Source organism: Sphingomonas sp. Leaf23 (assembly GCF_001421585.1).
Classification (GTDB): domain Bacteria; phylum Pseudomonadota; class Alphaproteobacteria; order Sphingomonadales; family Sphingomonadaceae; genus Sphingomonas.
Genome location: NZ_LMKR01000003.1, coordinates 674,451 through 689,516 on the forward strand (window position 1 = coordinate 674,451; position 15,066 = coordinate 689,516).

Genomic DNA, 15,066 nt, shown 5'->3' on the forward strand with positions numbered 1-15,066 from the left:
ATCGCTCCGGCGGCCTTTTCTATTGGTCGAACGCGTCGGGGCTTAGTCCTGCGCTTCTTCCGTGTTCGCGTCGTCGCGGGCGATTTCGCCCGGCTCGGCGTTGGGATCGTAATCCTCGGTGAAGCCGGCGTCGTCACGCTCGAACATCGACGCCATGACGTCGACGCCCTGCGCCTGCATTTCGGCTTCTTCCGGCGAACGGGCTACGTTCACCTTGACGGCAACCGACACTTCCGGGTGCAGCGCGACCTTCACGTCGTGCAGGCCGATTGCCTTGATCGGACGGTCGAGGGCAACCTGCGACTTGTCGACCTTGTGGCCGTCGGCGACCAGCGCGTCGACCAGATCGCGAACCGCGACCGAACCGTACAGCTGACCGGTGTTCGATGCCTGACGGATCAGCGTGACCGAAACGCCTTCCAGCGTCTTGGCTTCGGCTTCCGCGTCGGTGCGACGGGCGGCGTTGTCGGCGACGATCCGCTCGCGGTTCGCTTCGAACACCTTCTTGTTGGCTTCGTTGGCGCGCAGCGCCTTCTTGCGCGGCAGCAGGAAGTTACGGGCGAAGCCGTCCTTTACCTTCACCACGTCGCCGATGGCGCCGAGCTTCTCGACGCGTTCCAGCAGAATGACGTCCATGTCGGGCGCTCCTTACTTAACGATGTAGGGCAGCAGGCCCAGATGGCGGGCGCGCTTGATGGCCTGGGCCAGTTCGCGCTGCTTCTTGGCGCTCACCGAAGTGATGCGCGACGGGACGATCTTGCCGCGTTCGGACACGAAGCCCTGCAACAGACGAACGTCTTTGTAATCGATCCGGGGAGCGTCCTTGGCGGAGAAGGGGCAGCTCTTGCGGCGGCGGAAAAACGGACGTGCCATGGTGCTGCTCCTTACGCTTCGACTTCGGCCGACGGCTCGCGCTCACGGCGCGGACCACGGTCGTCACGATCACGGCCACCACGACGGTCGCCACGCTCCGAACGCTCGCTCTTGCGCATCATCACGGTCGGACCTTCCTCGTGGCCGTCAACCTTGACGGTCATGAAGCGGATCACGTCTTCGTTGATCTGCGTCTGGCGCTCCAGCTCGGCCACGACGTCACCCGGCGCGTCGATTTCGAGCATGACGTAATGCGCCTTGCGGTTCTTCGCGATGCGATAGGCGAGGCTGCGCAGGCCCCAGGTTTCGGTCTTCACGACCTTGCCGTTCATATCCTGAACGATCTTCGTGGCGGTTTCCGCCAGCGCGTCCACCTGCGCCTGTGCCAGATCCTGGCGCGCAAGGAACACGTGCTCGTAGAGAGCCATGGTTCTTTCTCGTCTGTTGGCCGATCGCTGACGCCGCGCCCATCGCGGTCGCCCCTCCGGCTGTCGTCTTCAAATGCAGTCCGGGGCGGCAGGACATGCCCGCCACCCCGGATGCGCTCCCCTTACCCGAATCGGGCGCGAAAGCAAGGTCAGTTGGCGATCGCGCCGCCGATCACTGCGCCGATCAGCCCGCTGGCGATCGCCACCAGCACCGCGTCGTTGCCCGACTGCACCCACTGGTAGCCGCGCGGGGGAGCGTAGACGCCGCGCTGGCGATAGGCGCGATAGTCGATCTGGCGATAATTCTGCGCCCGGTTGCGGTCGAACCGCTGGCCGCGCTGCCACTTGGCATAGCGTGCCGGCTGCTGGCGGACGACGGTCTTGCGGACATTCTGGCCAAAGCGGTTCTTTTCGACCACGACCGTCCGGCCGGGGCGCTCCTTGATGACGGTGCGGCTCTGCGCCGACGCGGCCATCGGGGTCGCGAGCAACGAGGCGGTCATCGCGGCGAGGATCAGCTTCTTCATCTTCGGTCTCCTTCGATTTGCTGTTGGAGCCAAGATGGGGAGGGGCTGTAACCGGGGTTTGTCAGTCCCGTTGCGAAATGGTCACATTATGTCGCAATGCGCCCTCTTGCGTTCAGCTTGGCCGACGGACTACCCCGCGCGGCTTGGATTTGCAGGAGACGTCGGCGATGCGCGCATTCATCTTTCCGGGGCAGGGGAGCCAGTCGGTCGGCATGGGCGCCGCGCTCGCCGCCGCCAGCCCTTATGCCCGTGAGGTGTTCCAGGAGGTCGACGAGGCGCTGGGGCAGAATCTCTTTCGCCTGATGACCGAAGGCCCCGATGCCGATCTGCTGCTGACCGAAAATGCCCAGCCCGCGATCATGGCGAATGCCATCGCGACGCTCCGGGTGCTGGAGCGCGAGGGCGGTATCCGCCTGGCGGACAAGGCGGATTTCGTCGCGGGGCATTCGCTGGGCGAATATACCGCCTTGTGTGCTGCGGATGCGCTCGACCTGTCGACCGCCGCCCGGCTGCTAAAGCTGCGGGGGCAGGCGATGCAGGCGGCGGTGCCGGTGGGCGAGGGCGCGATGGCCGCGTTGCTGGGTGCCGATCTGGCCAAGGCGCAGGCGCTGGCCGAAGCAGCGGCCGAGAGCGAGGTCTGCACTGTCGCCAACGACAATGATCCGTCGCAGGTCGTGATCTCGGGCGCAAAGGCCGCGATCGATCGCGCCGTGCCGCTGGCAAAGGAAATGGGAATCAAGCGCGCGGTCGTGCTGCCGGTGTCGGCGCCGTTCCACTGCCCGATGATGCAGCCCGCCGCCGACGCGATGGCTGCGGCGCTCGCCGATGTCGCGCTCTCGGCGCCGGTCGTGCCGGTCTATGCCAACGTCACCGCCGCACCCGTCGCCGATCCGGAAACGATCCGCCGCCTGCTGGTCGAGCAGGTGACCGGCATGGTCCGCTGGCGGGAATCGGTGCTGGCGATGCAGGATGCTGGCGTCGGCGATTTCGTGGAACTGGGCGGCAAGGTCCTTGGCGCGATGGTCAAGCGCATCGCGCCGGACGCGACCGCGACCAGCGTGGTGACGATGGCCGATATCGAGGCGCTGGTGGGGCGGCTCTGAGCCGGATTTTTGGAGAATGACGATGTTCGATCTTACGGGAATGACCGCCCTCGTGACCGGTGCCAGTGGTGGCCTTGGTTCGGCGATTGCCAGGGGCCTCGCCGCGCAGGGGGCACGGTTGGCGCTGTCCGGTTCCAATGCGGCCAAGCTGGAGGCGTTCGCCGCCGAACTGGGTGGCGACCATGTGCCGCTCGTCTGCGACCTGTCGGATGGCGCGGCGGTCGACGCCCTGGTGCCGCAGGCGGTGGCGGCGCTCGGCAAGCTCGATATCCTCGTCAACAACGCCGGGGTGACGCGCGACAACCTCGCCATGCGGATGAAGGACGACGAATGGGATCAGGTGATCCGCGTCAACCTGGAGGCGGCGTTCCGCCTGTGTCGCGCCGCCGCCAAGCCGATGATGAAGGCGCGCTTCGGCCGGATCGTGTCGATCACGTCGGTCGTCGGGCAGACCGGCAATCCGGGGCAGGCGAACTATGCCGCGTCGAAGGCGGGGCTGGTCGGCATGTCGAAGGCGCTGGGTCAGGAACTGGCGAGCCGGGGCATTACCGTCAACTGCGTCGCGCCGGGCTTCATGGCGTCGGCGATGACCGACGTGCTGCCCGAAGCGCAGAAAGCCGCCCTGCTGGGCAAGATTCCGGCCGGGGCGTTGGGCAAGGGCGATGACGTCGCCGCCGCCGTCGCCTATCTCGCCAGTCGGGAAGCCGGTTATGTGACCGGCCAGACGATCCATGTGAATGGCGGGATGGCGATGGTATGAGCGTGATGCTGATGGCGGCGATGTTGGCCGCGGGTGATGCCAATGTCGTCAAATGCACCGTGGCAAAGCTGCCCAAGGGCGATCTGGCGAAGATGCAACAGGGCATGATCGTGGGTGTGCTGGAGGGCAAGAAACCCTCGCCCGCCACCGATGCGCTGGTCAAGGCCGCGCGGCGCCAGGCCGCGACCTGCCAGCCGGGCACCGGCAAGGCGGATGCGCGCGCTGGCGATATCGTCGTGACCAGCATTGCCGTCGAGGCGTTGGCATCGGGGCTGTCGGCCAAGGGCGTCGATCCGGTCGCGGTCAACCGTCGCCTCAGCCAGACGTCGCCCGCCGTGCTGAACGCGTTTCTGGCGCGCAAGCAGACGCCCGAGGTGGATGCGTTCATGGACGGCCTGATGAGCCTTGCGGGTGCCAAGAAGGCCGACACGCGAATCCAGCGGCTGATGGGCGGATATGCCTTCAACGCGGCGACGCTGGCACGATTGTTCGCTGCCAAGGGTTAATGCGTCCGCACCCGCGCTCTTGCGCGCGGGCCGGACGCGCTTTAGGGGCGTTCAGGTAATAAACACCCCGGTATCTGAAGAGGGAATGAATATGAGCGAGACCGCCGAACGCGTGAAGAAGATCGTCGTCGAGCATCTCGGCGTCGAAGCGGAAAAGGTTACCGAAGACGCGAGCTTCATCGACGATCTGGGCGCGGACAGCCTCGACATCGTCGAGCTGGTCATGGCGTTCGAGGAAGAATTCGGCGTCGAGATCCCCGATGATGCCGCCGAAAAGATCACGACCGTCAAGGACGCGATCACCTATATCGACGAGCACAAGGGCTGATCCGGCCGGGGCGGCTCCGCCGCCCTGCCGATTGCCATGATTTCACGGCCCCCCGTCCCGGCGAACAGCCATGGGCGGGGGGTCGTTCGTTACGTATCTGAACGGAGAGAATGCCATGCGCCGCGTAGTCGTGACCGGCCTCGGCCTCGTGACCCCGCTGGGTGCCGAGGTCGAAACCGCCTGGAAGAACCTGATCGCCGGCAAGTCGGGCGCGGGGCCGATCACGCATTTCGATGCGTCGAACCAGAAGTGCCAGATTGCGTGCGAGGTGAAGCCGGCGGGCCATGAATATGGGTTCGATCCCAACAAGCGGGTCGATCACAAGATTCAGCGGCAGGTCGATCCGTTCATCATCTATGGCATCGATGCCGCCGGACAGGCGCTGGAAGACGCCGGGCTGACCGAGATGGACGAGGCGACGAAGCTGCGCGCCGGCGTCTCGATCGGGTCGGGTATCGGCGGCCTGCCGGGTATCGAGATCGAATCGGTCAACCTGCACGAGCGGGGCCCCGGCCGAGTCAGCCCGCACTTCGTCCATGGTCGCCTGATCAACCTGATTTCCGGTCAGGTGTCGATCAAGTACGGCCTGATGGGCCCGAACCATGCGGTCGTCACGGCGTGCTCGACCGGTGCGCATTCGATCGGCGACGCGGCACGGATGATCCGTGACGACGATGCCGACATCATGCTGGCGGGCGGCGCGGAGAGCACGGTCAACCCGCTGGGCGTCGCTGGTTTCGCCCAGGCACGCGCGCTCAACATGAGCATGAACGACCGTCCGACCGAGGCCAGCCGCCCCTATGACAAGGGCCGCGACGGTTTCGTGATGGGCGAGGGCGCGGGTGTCGTCGTGCTCGAGGAATATGAGCACGCCAAGGCGCGCGGCGCGAAGATCTATGCCGAGGTCGTCGGCTACGGCCTGTCGGGCGACGCCTATCACGTCACCGCGCCGCATCCGGAGGGCAAGGGTGCCGAGAATGCGATGCGCATGGCGCTGCGCAAGGCCGGCATGGAGCCGTCGGACATCGACTATATCAACGCGCACGGCACCTCGACCATGGCCGACACGATCGAACTCGCCGCCGCCAAGCGCGTGTTCGGCGACGACCTGTCGGGTGCCTCGATGAGCAGCACCAAGTCGGCGATCGGCCACCTGCTGGGCGGCGCGGGCGCGGTGGAGAGCATCTTCTGCATCCTGGCGCTGCGCGACCAGATCGTGCCGCCGACGCTCAACCTCGACAATCCGGACGACGGCACCGAGGGTGTCGACCTGGTGCCGCATGTGGCCAAGAAACGGCAGGTGCGCGCGGTGCTGAACAACTCGTTCGGCTTCGGCGGCACCAACGCCTCGCTGGTGATGAAGGCGATCTGACGCGATGCGCCGGATTGGATGCCTTGGCCTCATCCTCGGGCTGCTCGTGATCGGCGGGCTGTTCATGGTGATGCAGAGCTGGGGCGGGGCCGGTCCGGCGCAGCGCACGTTGACGGTGACGGTGCCGCAGGGGGCGAGCCTTGCCTCGGCGGCCGAGCAACTGGAAGACGCCGGCGCGATACCGTCCGCCGGTCGCTTCCGCCTGTTCGCGCGGTTCCTCGGCAGCGGTGATCCGATCCGCGCCGGGGAATATCGCATCCCCAAGGGGTTGAGCCAGGCCGATGTCCTGAAGCTGTTGCAGGGCGGTCGCACGCTGCAACGCTTCGTGATGGTGCCCGAAGGCTGGCCTTCGGTGCTGGTGCAGGAGGCGGTGGCGAAGGCGCCGCAGATGGAGGGTCCCGCGCCGCTCCCGGCGGAGGGTAGCATCCTGCCCGATAGCTATAGTTACGAACGTGACGGCGACCGGCAGGTGTTGGTGAAGCGGATGCAGGCGGCGATGGACCGCTACCTCAACGCCGCATGGAAGAAGCGCAAGCCGACCAGCGTCGTGAAGACCCCGCGCGAGGCGATCATCCTGGCGTCGATCGTCGAGAAGGAAACCGGCAAGGCATCGGAACGCCGCATGGTCGCGGCGGTCTATTCCAACCGTTTGCGCATGGGCATGCGGCTGCAGGCCGATCCGACGGTCATCTATCCGATCACCAAGGGCAAGCCGCTGGGTCGCCGCATCCGCAAGTCGGAGCTGCAGGCGAAGAACGGCTACAACACCTATGCGTCGGCCGGGCTGCCGGTCGGGCCGATCGCTAATCCGGGCAAGGCGTCGATCGAGGCAGTGCTCGATCCGGAAAGCACGAAGGCGCTGTACTTCGTTGCGGACGGCACCGGCGGGCATGTGTTCGCCGACACGCTGGCCGAACATAACGCCAATGTGAAGAAGTGGTACGAAATCCGCCGCGCGCGGGGCGAGATGTAACACCACCAAACTCCTCCCCATTATGGGGAGGGGGACCATCCGCAGGATGGTGGAGGGGGATCGCCGCAAACGCCGACGGTGCGTACGGGGCCAACCCCCTCCACCATGCTACGCATGGTCCCCCTCCCCGCGAGGCGGGGAGGATTTTAGGCCCGCAACCCCGCTGCCGCATGTGCGCGCGTCTCGGTCTCGGCATGGGTCGCGCCGACGATCCAGCTGCCGCCGACGCACAGCACCGGGTCGAACGCCAGCCATTCCGGCGCACTCGCTTCGGTGATGCCGCCGGTCGGGCAGAACTTCGCCTGATAGAAGGGCGCGGCAAGCGCCTTCAATGCCTTCAGCCCGCCCGAAGCTTCTGCCGGGAAGAACTTGAAGTGGGTGAGACCGAGGTCGAGGCCGCGCATGATGTCGCCGGCGTTGGCGATACCCGGCAGGAACGGCACCTTGCTGTCGATGATCGGGCGGGCGATGGTTTCGGTGAGGCCGGGGGAGACGATGAATTCGCTGCCGGCGTCCATCGCCTGGCGGAACTGGTCGGGGCTGACGACGGTGCCGGCACCGACGATCGCGCCCTCGACCTTCTTCATCTCCGCGATCGCTTCCAGTGCGGCGGGGGTGCGCAGCGTGACCTCGAGGACGCGCAGGCCGCCCTTGACCAGCGCCTCGGCCATCGGCCGCGCCTGTGCGGCGTCGTGGACGACCAGGACCGGGATGACCGGGCTGGTCTGCATGATGTCGGAAATGGTGACGGTCATCGTGCGTGCTCCTGCGCGAATGCGGCGGCGGCCCCGAACAGGCCGGGCTGGGGATGGGTGATGAGTTTGACCGAGATACCGGCCATCAGCTGCTGGAAACGCCCCTTGGCGGTGAAGCGCGTGCCGAAGCCGGATTCGAGCAGATGGTCCTTCAGCCGCAGGCCGAGCCCGCCGGCGATGACCACCGCCTTTGCCCCGTGTGCCAGCGCGAGGTCGCCAGCCACGGCACCCAGCGTCAGGCAAAAGCGGTCGAGCGCGGCGACGGCAATGCTGTCGGTGCCGTCGAGCGCGGCGGTCCAGATCGTCTTGTCGTCGCTATGCGGTACCGACACGCCCTCGATCTCGGCCAGGGTCTCGTACCAAGCGACGATCGACGGGCCGGCGCAGGCGCGCTCGGTCGACCCGCGACCATGCGCGCGCCGCAGCCGCCGGAGCAGCGCATCCTCGATCCCGTCGAGCGGGGCGAAATCCTGATGCCCGCCCTCGGTCTCCAGCACATGATAGCGATCATGCGCGCGCAGCAGCTGCGCGACGCCGAGGCCGGTGCCGGGGCCGCAAATGGTGACGACGCCCTTGTCGGGCAGCGGCCCTTCCGGCCCGCACAGATGGATGAAGTCGCTGTCCGCGACCTGCGCCACGGCATGGCCGACCGCGCCGAAATCGTTGATGATAGTCCAGGTATCGACGCCCAGCCGCTCCTTCATCAGCGGCGGGCGGATGATCCACGGATTGTTGGTGAACTTGATCAGCGTGTCGTTGACCGGCGACGCGACGGCAAGGCTGGCCGCGGTCGGCAGGGGGCGGCCCAGGTCCCGTTCGAACGCGCGCCACGCGAGTTGCAGGCTGCCATGTTCGGCGACCTTTTGCGTGATCGGTTCGCCCAGCGACACGACCCGGCCGTCCTCGACCTCGGCGATCGCAAAGCGGGCGTGGGTGCCGCCAATATCTACCGCAACGACTTCCATGAATCTCTCCATCAGTCCGTATCCCCGCGCAGGCGGAGATCCAGAGTCGCGCACGCTGGCGCTTGTTACCCTGGACCCCCGCTTTCGCGGGGGTACGGGTCGGTCTATTGTTACAGCCCCGCTGCGGCCAGCATCGCCGAACCGCCGGCTTCCGCCTCGCTCGCGCCCTGTCGCATCATTGCGAACAGCTCGCGGCCGGTGCCGTCGGCCGGCGGCGGGACGGGCGCGTGATCGCGCGCCGCCCATTCGTCGGCGGGGACCAGGGCCTCCAGCGTGTTGGCGTTCGCGTCGAGGCGGATGGCGTCACCGTCGCGCAGCTTGCCGATCGGACCGCCGCCCAGCGCCTCCGGCGACAGGTGGATCGCGGCGGGCACCTTGCCCGAGGCGCCCGACATGCGGCCATCGGTGACCAAGGCCACGCGGAAGCCGCGATTTTGCAGCACGCCGAGCGGCGGGGTCAGCTTGTGGAGTTCGGGCATGCCGTTGGCCTTTGGCCCTTGATGCCGGACGACAACCACGACGTCGCGGTCGAGCTCGCCCGCCTTGAACGCCGTCTGGACCGCCGCCTGGTCGCTGAACACGCGGCACGGAGCCTCGATGACCCAGCGATCGGGGTCGACCGCCGACACCTTGATACAGGCGCGGCCGATATTGCCCTGGAGGATGCGGAAGCCACCTTCCTCGGCGAAGGGCGCTTCGATCGTACGGACGATGGTGTCGTCGCCGCTGACCGGGGCATGGTCCTTCCAGACGAGCTTGTCGTCCTCGATCGTGGACTGGCGGCCATAGGCGGCCATGCCGTCTTTCGCGATGGTCAGCACGTCGCCGTGCAGCAGGCCGCCGCGCAGCAGTTCGCGAATGACGAACGACGGGCCACCGGCATCCTCGAACCCGTTCACATCGGCCGACCCGTTGGGATAGACGCGGGTCAGCAGCGGTACGACCTCGCTCAGGCGGTTGAAGTCGTCCCAGTCGATGATGATCCCGGCACAGCGCGCGATGGCGGGCAGGTGGATCAGGTGGTTGGTCGACCCGCCGGTGGCGAGCAGCACGATGGCGGCGTTCACGATCGCCTTTTCATCGACCACCCGGCCGATCGGGCGATAATCGTCGCCGTCCCAGCCGATTTCGGCGAGGCGGTGGACGGCATAGCGGGTCAGCTCCTGCCGGCGCTTGGTGCCCGGATTGGCGAAGGCCGCGTCGGGCACATGCAGGCCCATCGCCTCGACCATCATCTGGTTCGAATTGGCGGTGCCGTAGAAGGTGCAGGTGCCCTTGCCATGATAGGCGGCGATTTCGGCGTCGAGCAGTTCCTCACGGCCGACCTTGCCCTCGGCATAGGCTTCGCGCACCGCTGCCTTCTGCTTGTTGGGAATGCCCGAGCGCATCGGGCCGCCGGGGATCAACACCATCGGCAAATGGCCGAAGCGCAACGCGCCCATCAGCAGGCCCGGCACGATCTTGTCGCAGATGCCGAGCAGCGCCGCGCCCTCGAACGTCCCATGGCTGAGCGCCACCGCCGTCGACAGCGCGATGGTGTCGCGGCTGAACAGCGACAGCTCCATGCCCGGGAAACCCTGCGTCACGCCGTCGCACATCGCCGGCACGCCGCCCGCGACCTGTGCGGTCACGCCCGCTTCGCGTGCCCAGACCTTCATCTGTTCGGGGTAGCGGTAATAGGGCGCGTGCGCCGACAGCATGTCGTTATACGCCGTCACGATGCCGATGTTCATCCGGTTGGCCGGACGCATCGCGTCGCGGTCTTCATCGGTGCCGGCATAGGCGTGCGCCAGATTGGCGCAGCCGAGCATCGGCCGGTCGACGCCGCTCTCGCGCTCGCGGTCGATCAGCGCGAGATAGGCGGCACGCTTTTCGCGCGACGCTTCGATAATGCGGTCGGTGACGGCGGCGATCGTGGCGTTGAGGGCCATTAGCGGCTCCAATGAATATCGACGGGGAGTTCGACTTCGGCCAGCACGCGGCCGATCGGATAGGACGAGGATGCGCCCTGATCGATCGCGCGTTCAAGCACCGATTTCTTTTCGTCGCCGGTGATCGCGATCATCAGCGCACGGGCCGAGGCGATCGCGGCGTGGCTGAGCGTTACGCGGGCAACGGGCGCCTCGGGCGGCAGCGGATCGGGCATCACGCCCAGCGCGCGGCGTTCCTTCGGCCCGGTTAGCGCCTCGGTCAGGTCGGGGCCGGGGAAGATCGACGCGGTATGGCCGTCGGCACCCATGCCCAGCAGGCACAGGTCGAGCGGCCAGTGCAGGTCCTGCAACCGTGCGTCCGCCGCACGGCCGGCGGCCTTGTAGTCCGCTGCCTTTTCGGCGGTCAGCGGGATAACGCGTGCGCCCTTGGGCAGGAAGATCTTGGCGAGGCCGGTGACGTTCGACAGCGCGTCGCCCATCGGCACGATGCGGTCGTCGGTCGGGACGATCGTCACCCGCTTCCAGTCGAGCTTGGCCTTGACCAGCTTGTCGTAGATCGGGGCAGGGGTGCGACCGCCTGCGAGTGCGATTACCGCCGCGCCGCGCGCGTCGATCGCCGATTCGATGATGAACTGGATATCGCCGGCAAGTGCCTCGGCAAATTCGGTGGATTCGTCATATTCCCACCATTCGATCTCGGTCATTCTGCAATCCCGTGTGGTTTTCCGTTTCGTTCGAGCTTGCCTGAGAACCGGTTCTCGACGGACGCATCTCGACTTCGCTCGATGCTGCTCGAACTGAACGGGGTATATAGGGTGGAAGGGGAGCGTCTCACACGCTCACTCGTTCCACGTCACCCCGTCGCGTTCGGTCAGCGCGACGCTGGCATTCGGGCCCCAGCTGCCCGAGGCATAGCCCTTGGGCTTTGTGTCGTTCGCCTTCCACCCTTCGCGGATCGCATCGATCCACGTCCACTGCGCCTCCACCTCGTCGCGGCGGACGAACAGCGTCGGGTCGCCTTCGATCAGGTCGAGCAGCAGGCGTTCATAGGCGATGCGGCGGCGGGTGCCGGCAAAGGCGGTGGTGAGCGACAGGTCGAGCGGCACTTCGCGCAGCCGCACGCCGTCGCGGTCGAGGCCGGGTTCCTTGGCCATCACCAGCAGGCGGACATATTCCTCCGGCTGCAGGCGGATGACCAGCGTGTTGGGCTGCAGCTGCCCGCCGCGATCGGCGAAGATCGAGTGCGGCACCGGCTTGAACTGGATCGAGATTTCCGAATGGCGATCGGTCATCCGCTTGCCGGTGCGCAGGTAGAAGGGCACGCCCTGCCAGCGCCAATTGTCGACATGCGCCTTCACCGCGACGAAGGTTTCGGTGTTCGAATCCTTGCCCAGTTCCTCGTCATAGCCGCGCACGATCTCGCCCTTCACCGCGCCGGCGTCGTACTGGCCGGTGACGGTGTGGGTGTTGACCTCTTCGGGGCCGATCATGCGCAGCGAGCGCAGGACCTTGACCTTTTCGTCGCGGATCGATGTGCCGTCGAAGCGGGCGGGCGGCTCCATCGCGATCAGCGCGACGAGCTGCAGGACATGGTTCTGCACCATGTCGCGCAGCGCCCCTACCTCGTCATAGTATCCCGCGCGCCCTTCGAGGCCGACGGTTTCCGAAATGGTAATCTGCACATTGTCGATGCCGCGCGCATTCCACACCGGCTCGAACATCGCGTTGCCGAAGCGCAGCGCGAGGATGTTCTGGACCGTTTCCTTGCCCAGATAATGGTCGATCCGGTAGGTCCGCTCCTCGGGGAAGGCGGCAGCGACCAGGTCGTTGATTTCCTGGCTGGACTTCAGGTCCTTGCCCAGCGGCTTTTCAAGGCTGATGCGGACCTTGGGACCGGCAAGGCCGGCGCTCTTCAGGCCGGTGATCGTCGGGCCGAACAGCCACGGCGCGGTCGACAGGAAGATGGCGAGGCCGCCCGAAATATCGCCCAGCTTTTCCGCGAGGGCGGCAAAGCCATCGACGTTCGACGCATCGAGCGGCTGGTAGTGGAGGCGGGCGAGGAAGCCATCGATCGCCGCCTCGTCCTTGCGGTCGTCAGGCAGGAACTGGTCGAGCGCATGCTTCGCGAAATCGCGGAAACCCGCATCGTCATGTTCGTGCCGCGCGGTGCCGGTGATGGTCAGCCCATCGGGCAGCAGACCGTCGGCGTGCAGGCCATAGAGCGAGGGGAGGAGCATCCGTTGCGACAGGTCACCCGTCGCGCCGAACAGCAGCAGCTTCGCTACCGGGTCCCTCGTCATGCCAACTCCTGCTATCTAACCGTGATCGAGCGCGCCTCTAGCAGCCTATTTCGCGAACGCGAAGGCGGCATAGGTATGCGGTGCGCAAAGATCGCCTGGATCGTTACGAAATTGCGTTCGCCGTCACAGCGTCAGCCCGGCGGTCTGGTCGAAACCGGCCATCAGGTTGAAATTCTGCACTGCGGCACCGGATGCACCCTTGCCCAGATTATCCAGCGTCGCGACCAGCCGCGCCTGACCGGTATCCATGTTGCCGAACACGCGCAGCGTCAGCCGATCGGTACCGGCATCGGCCTCGATCGGGATCGCGCTGTCGTCGCCCGGCAGGACGCGGACCACCGGCGATTCGCGATAGGCCTCCTGCAACGCCGCCTCGATCGCCGACAGGCTGGGGCGGCGGTGGAACGCGAACAGCGGCAGCGGCACTTCGACCACCATCCCGCGATAGGTGCGCGCGACCGAAGGCTGGAACAGCGGCGGATGGGCGAGGCGGGCATGGCGCTGCATCTCGGGCACATGCTTGTGTGCGAGCGACAGGCCGTAGCCGAGCCATGCGGTATCGGTCTCGCCATTCTCGAACGCCGCGATCATCGCCTTGCCGCCGCCCGAATAGCCCGACACCGCGTTGACGCTGACGGGCCAGTCATGGGGCACGAGGCCGGCGCGTACCAGCGGACGGACGAGCGCGAGAAAACCTGTCGGGTAGCAACCCGGATTGGACACGCGCATCGCGGTCGCGATTGCGCCGGGCTGCGACGGCTCCAATTCGGCCATGCCATAGGTCCAGCCATCGGCGACCCGATAGGCGGTCGAGGCGTCGATCACCCGCGTCCGGTCGTTGTCGATCATCGCCACCGCGTCGCGTGCGGCATCGTCGGGCAGGCAGAGGATGACGAAATCGGCGTCGTTCAGCGCCTCGCGCCGCGCCGACGCATCCTTGCGGCGGGTCTCATCGAGGGTGATGAAGTCGACCTCGGGCCGGTCGCCGAGCCGGTCGGCGATTTCAAGGCCGGTGGTGCCGGCGGCACCGTCGATAAAGACGCGAACAGTCATGCAGGGCGCCTCCGGGCACGAATGGGACCGAACCGGTCGAGCGCGGTCACGGAATCGCACCGCACGGTATCGGTGACGTGGATGACGGTCGTGTCGTCGACCAGCATCGCGACATGATCGGCAAAGAACAGGAGGTCGCCCCGGCGGAGCGTGTCGCCTTCGGCAAGCGCGGTGCCGACGCTGTCTGCCTGCAGGTCGAGAAAGCGGGGCGGGGGTGCGCCGGCCAGTGACCCTGCGAGGAAAATCAGCCCGGCGGCATCGACACCCGCGCCCGAACGTCCGCCCATGACGAATCCCGTTCCCAGCAGGCGCATCGCCTGGTCGACGGCATCGCCGGACTCGTCGGACAAGGGACGCAGTGCCGCCGCGGCGACATAGCCGCCATCGACCTCCACCCAGTCGTCATTGGCCGGTGTCGCGGCGACCCGGCTGCCCATCGGCAGCGACAGGGGCAGGGGGCGCGTCGTCGAGGCATCGGCGTGAACGATAGCCTGCCGTGCCACGACGATGTGCGAGGCGGGATATTCGTCGATCAGGTTGCTGCGCGTCACGAAGCCGACCGTGCCGTCGATCGGCGAGCGGCCCCAGCCATGGGTCGAGGTGAATTCGAGCACATCGAACGGCTCGCCCGGCAGGATTTGCGACAGGACGGCACCGTCCGGGGACTCGGTGATCGGCGTGACGGTGCCTACCATCCGGCGCGTCGGCACGGCGTAATGGGGAGCGAACACGCGGTCGGCGAGTCGGATGTCGGCAAGGTCGCGTCGCACGGCATCGGTGCGAGGGTCGATCGCGACCGACCGCGTGCGCAGCGCGAAGCGGTTACGCGCTGGCGTGTCGCCGGTGATAGTCGCCGACGCCGTCGCCGCCCATGAACTGCCCGAACTCTGCAAGAAAATTTGCCCCTTCGCTGGTCTGCGCAACGAAGATATTCCGTTTGTCGGCATCGTCGCGTTGGCGGCGGAGATAGCCGAGCGTGCCCAATCTGTTCAAGGCGCGCGTTACGACCGGCTTCGACACGTTCAACGCACGGGCCAGGCCGCGGACGGTATGGGGGCCGGGTTGCAGATAGACGATCATCATCAACGCCATCTGGCGGTTGGTCAGGTCCGGCTCTCCCGAGCGGACATAATCGACCAAGCCGTCCATCCATTTCTTGAGGGGGATCGTGGGGAACATCGCTGGAACCTAA

18 protein-coding genes are annotated in these 15,066 nt (G+C 66.6%); 6 read left to right on the plus strand and 12 right to left on the minus strand.

The window, feature by feature from the left end; all coding sequences use genetic code 11:
• Positions 1–42: 42 nt before the first annotated feature.
• The 4 genes from rplI to ASE67_RS11540 form a co-directional block, all read right to left on the minus strand.
• Positions 43–636, minus strand: a complete 594-nt coding sequence (gene rplI / locus ASE67_RS11525; RefSeq protein WP_055761004.1) for a 50S ribosomal protein L9 — start codon at positions 634–636, stop codon at positions 43–45.
• Positions 637–648: 12 nt separating this feature from the next.
• Positions 649–873 carry a 30S ribosomal protein S18 gene (gene rpsR, locus ASE67_RS11530; RefSeq protein ID WP_010543816.1) on the minus strand — a complete coding sequence of 75 codons (225 nt, stop codon included), beginning with the start codon at positions 871–873 and terminating at the stop codon, positions 649–651.
• Between the two features lie 11 nt (positions 874–884).
• A complete protein-coding gene (gene rpsF / locus ASE67_RS11535) occupies positions 885–1,301 on the minus strand; it encodes a 30S ribosomal protein S6 (RefSeq protein ID WP_055761007.1) in 417 nt (138 codons plus the stop codon).
• A 149-nt stretch (positions 1,302–1,450) separates the two neighbouring features.
• Positions 1,451–1,828 (minus strand): RcnB family protein, encoded by a 378-nt coding sequence (locus ASE67_RS11540; RefSeq protein WP_055761010.1) that lies wholly within the window; start codon positions 1,826–1,828, stop codon positions 1,451–1,453.
• Positions 1,829–1,995: 167 nt separating this feature from the next.
• Here ASE67_RS11540 and fabD point away from each other — a divergent pair, with 167 nt between their 5' ends.
• From fabD to mltG, 6 genes are all read left to right on the plus strand, one after another.
• Positions 1,996–2,931: an ACP S-malonyltransferase gene (fabD, locus tag ASE67_RS11545; protein ID WP_055761665.1), complete on the plus strand. Its 936-nt coding sequence runs from the start codon at positions 1,996–1,998 to the stop codon at positions 2,929–2,931.
• 22 nt (positions 2,932–2,953) lie between these two features.
• Positions 2,954–3,691 (plus strand): 3-oxoacyl-[acyl-carrier-protein] reductase, encoded by a 738-nt coding sequence (gene fabG / locus ASE67_RS11550; protein ID WP_055761668.1) that lies wholly within the window; start codon positions 2,954–2,956, stop codon positions 3,689–3,691.
• Positions 3,688–4,197: a hypothetical protein gene (locus tag ASE67_RS11555; protein ID WP_055761012.1), complete on the plus strand. Its 510-nt coding sequence runs from the start codon at positions 3,688–3,690 to the stop codon at positions 4,195–4,197. The genes fabG and ASE67_RS11555 overlap by 4 nt, the downstream gene beginning before the upstream one ends.
• A 91-nt stretch (positions 4,198–4,288) precedes the next feature.
• On the plus strand, positions 4,289–4,525 hold the full coding sequence (locus ASE67_RS11560; protein WP_055760552.1) for an acyl carrier protein: 237 nt from the start codon (positions 4,289–4,291) through the stop codon (positions 4,523–4,525).
• A 115-nt stretch (positions 4,526–4,640) separates the two neighbouring features.
• Positions 4,641–5,897, plus strand: coding sequence for a beta-ketoacyl-ACP synthase II (gene fabF, locus ASE67_RS11565; RefSeq protein ID WP_055761671.1), 1,257 nt, complete (start codon positions 4,641–4,643; stop codon positions 5,895–5,897).
• A gap of 4 nt (positions 5,898–5,901) precedes the next feature.
• Positions 5,902–6,870, plus strand: coding sequence for an endolytic transglycosylase MltG (gene mltG / locus ASE67_RS11570; protein WP_055761014.1), 969 nt, complete (start codon positions 5,902–5,904; stop codon positions 6,868–6,870).
• A 146-nt stretch (positions 6,871–7,016) separates the two neighbouring features.
• Here the strand turns inward: mltG and eda are convergent, their stop codons facing one another.
• From eda to ASE67_RS11610, 8 genes are all read right to left on the minus strand, one after another.
• A complete protein-coding gene (gene eda, locus ASE67_RS11575; RefSeq protein WP_055761017.1) occupies positions 7,017–7,625 on the minus strand; it encodes a bifunctional 4-hydroxy-2-oxoglutarate aldolase/2-dehydro-3-deoxy-phosphogluconate aldolase in 609 nt (202 codons plus the stop codon).
• A complete protein-coding gene (locus ASE67_RS11580; RefSeq protein WP_055761021.1) occupies positions 7,622–8,590 on the minus strand; it encodes a glucokinase in 969 nt (322 codons plus the stop codon). The genes eda and ASE67_RS11580 overlap by 4 nt, the downstream gene beginning before the upstream one ends.
• Positions 8,591–8,700: 110 nt before the next feature.
• Positions 8,701–10,521 carry a phosphogluconate dehydratase gene (gene edd, locus ASE67_RS11585; RefSeq protein WP_055761023.1) on the minus strand — a complete coding sequence of 607 codons (1,821 nt, stop codon included), beginning with the start codon at positions 10,519–10,521 and terminating at the stop codon, positions 8,701–8,703.
• Positions 10,521–11,225, minus strand: a complete 705-nt coding sequence (pgl, locus tag ASE67_RS11590; RefSeq protein WP_055761026.1) for a 6-phosphogluconolactonase — start codon at positions 11,223–11,225, stop codon at positions 10,521–10,523. Before pgl ends, edd begins: the two co-directional genes overlap by 1 nt.
• Positions 11,226–11,360: 135 nt before the next feature.
• Complete coding sequence (gene zwf, locus ASE67_RS11595) at positions 11,361–12,821, minus strand: glucose-6-phosphate dehydrogenase (protein WP_055761029.1); 1,461 nt, start codon at positions 12,819–12,821, stop codon at positions 11,361–11,363.
• 123 nt (positions 12,822–12,944) lie between these two features.
• Entirely contained in the window at positions 12,945–13,874 is a 930-nt protein-coding gene (argC, locus tag ASE67_RS11600) for an N-acetyl-gamma-glutamyl-phosphate reductase (protein ID WP_055761032.1), read from the minus strand.
• On the minus strand, positions 13,871–14,767 hold the full coding sequence (locus ASE67_RS11605; protein WP_162236345.1) for a C40 family peptidase: 897 nt from the start codon (positions 14,765–14,767) through the stop codon (positions 13,871–13,873). The genes argC and ASE67_RS11605 overlap by 4 nt, the downstream gene beginning before the upstream one ends.
• Positions 14,697–15,023, minus strand: a complete 327-nt coding sequence (locus ASE67_RS11610) for a MarR family transcriptional regulator (RefSeq protein WP_055761039.1) — start codon at positions 15,021–15,023, stop codon at positions 14,697–14,699. Before ASE67_RS11610 ends, ASE67_RS11605 begins: the two co-directional genes overlap by 71 nt.
• Positions 15,024–15,066: the final 43 nt, after the last annotated feature.

What these genes read in the sequence shown, in the direction of transcription:
- rplI (WP_055761004.1), bottom strand. Translation starts at nt 636, where the DNA reads ATGGACGTCATTCTGCTGGAACGCGTCGAGAAGCTCGGCGCCATCGGC.
- rpsR (WP_010543816.1), bottom strand. Translation starts at nt 873, where the DNA reads ATGGCACGTCCGTTTTTCCGCCGCCGCAAGAGCTGCCCCTTCTCCGCC.
- rpsF (WP_055761007.1), bottom strand. Translation starts at nt 1,301, where the DNA reads ATGGCTCTCTACGAGCACGTGTTCCTTGCGCGCCAGGATCTGGCACAG.
- ASE67_RS11540 (WP_055761010.1), bottom strand. Translation starts at nt 1,828, where the DNA reads ATGAAGAAGCTGATCCTCGCCGCGATGACCGCCTCGTTGCTCGCGACC.
- fabD (WP_055761665.1), top strand. Translation starts at nt 1,996, where the DNA reads ATGCGCGCATTCATCTTTCCGGGGCAGGGGAGCCAGTCGGTCGGCATG.
- fabG (WP_055761668.1), top strand. Translation starts at nt 2,954, where the DNA reads ATGTTCGATCTTACGGGAATGACCGCCCTCGTGACCGGTGCCAGTGGT.
- ASE67_RS11555 (WP_055761012.1), top strand. Translation starts at nt 3,688, where the DNA reads ATGAGCGTGATGCTGATGGCGGCGATGTTGGCCGCGGGTGATGCCAAT.
- ASE67_RS11560 (WP_055760552.1), top strand. Translation starts at nt 4,289, where the DNA reads ATGAGCGAGACCGCCGAACGCGTGAAGAAGATCGTCGTCGAGCATCTC.
- fabF (WP_055761671.1), top strand. Translation starts at nt 4,641, where the DNA reads ATGCGCCGCGTAGTCGTGACCGGCCTCGGCCTCGTGACCCCGCTGGGT.
- mltG (WP_055761014.1), top strand. Translation starts at nt 5,902, where the DNA reads ATGCGCCGGATTGGATGCCTTGGCCTCATCCTCGGGCTGCTCGTGATC.
- eda (WP_055761017.1), bottom strand. Translation starts at nt 7,625, where the DNA reads ATGACCGTCACCATTTCCGACATCATGCAGACCAGCCCGGTCATCCCG.
- ASE67_RS11580 (WP_055761021.1), bottom strand. Translation starts at nt 8,590, where the DNA reads ATGGAAGTCGTTGCGGTAGATATTGGCGGCACCCACGCCCGCTTTGCG.
- edd (WP_055761023.1), bottom strand. Translation starts at nt 10,521, where the DNA reads ATGGCCCTCAACGCCACGATCGCCGCCGTCACCGACCGCATTATCGAA.
- pgl (WP_055761026.1), bottom strand. Translation starts at nt 11,225, where the DNA reads ATGACCGAGATCGAATGGTGGGAATATGACGAATCCACCGAATTTGCC.
- zwf (WP_055761029.1), bottom strand. Translation starts at nt 12,821, where the DNA reads ATGACGAGGGACCCGGTAGCGAAGCTGCTGCTGTTCGGCGCGACGGGT.
- argC (WP_055761032.1), bottom strand. Translation starts at nt 13,874, where the DNA reads ATGACTGTTCGCGTCTTTATCGACGGTGCCGCCGGCACCACCGGCCTT.
- ASE67_RS11610 (WP_055761039.1), bottom strand. Translation starts at nt 15,023, where the DNA reads ATGGACGGCTTGGTCGATTATGTCCGCTCGGGAGAGCCGGACCTGACC.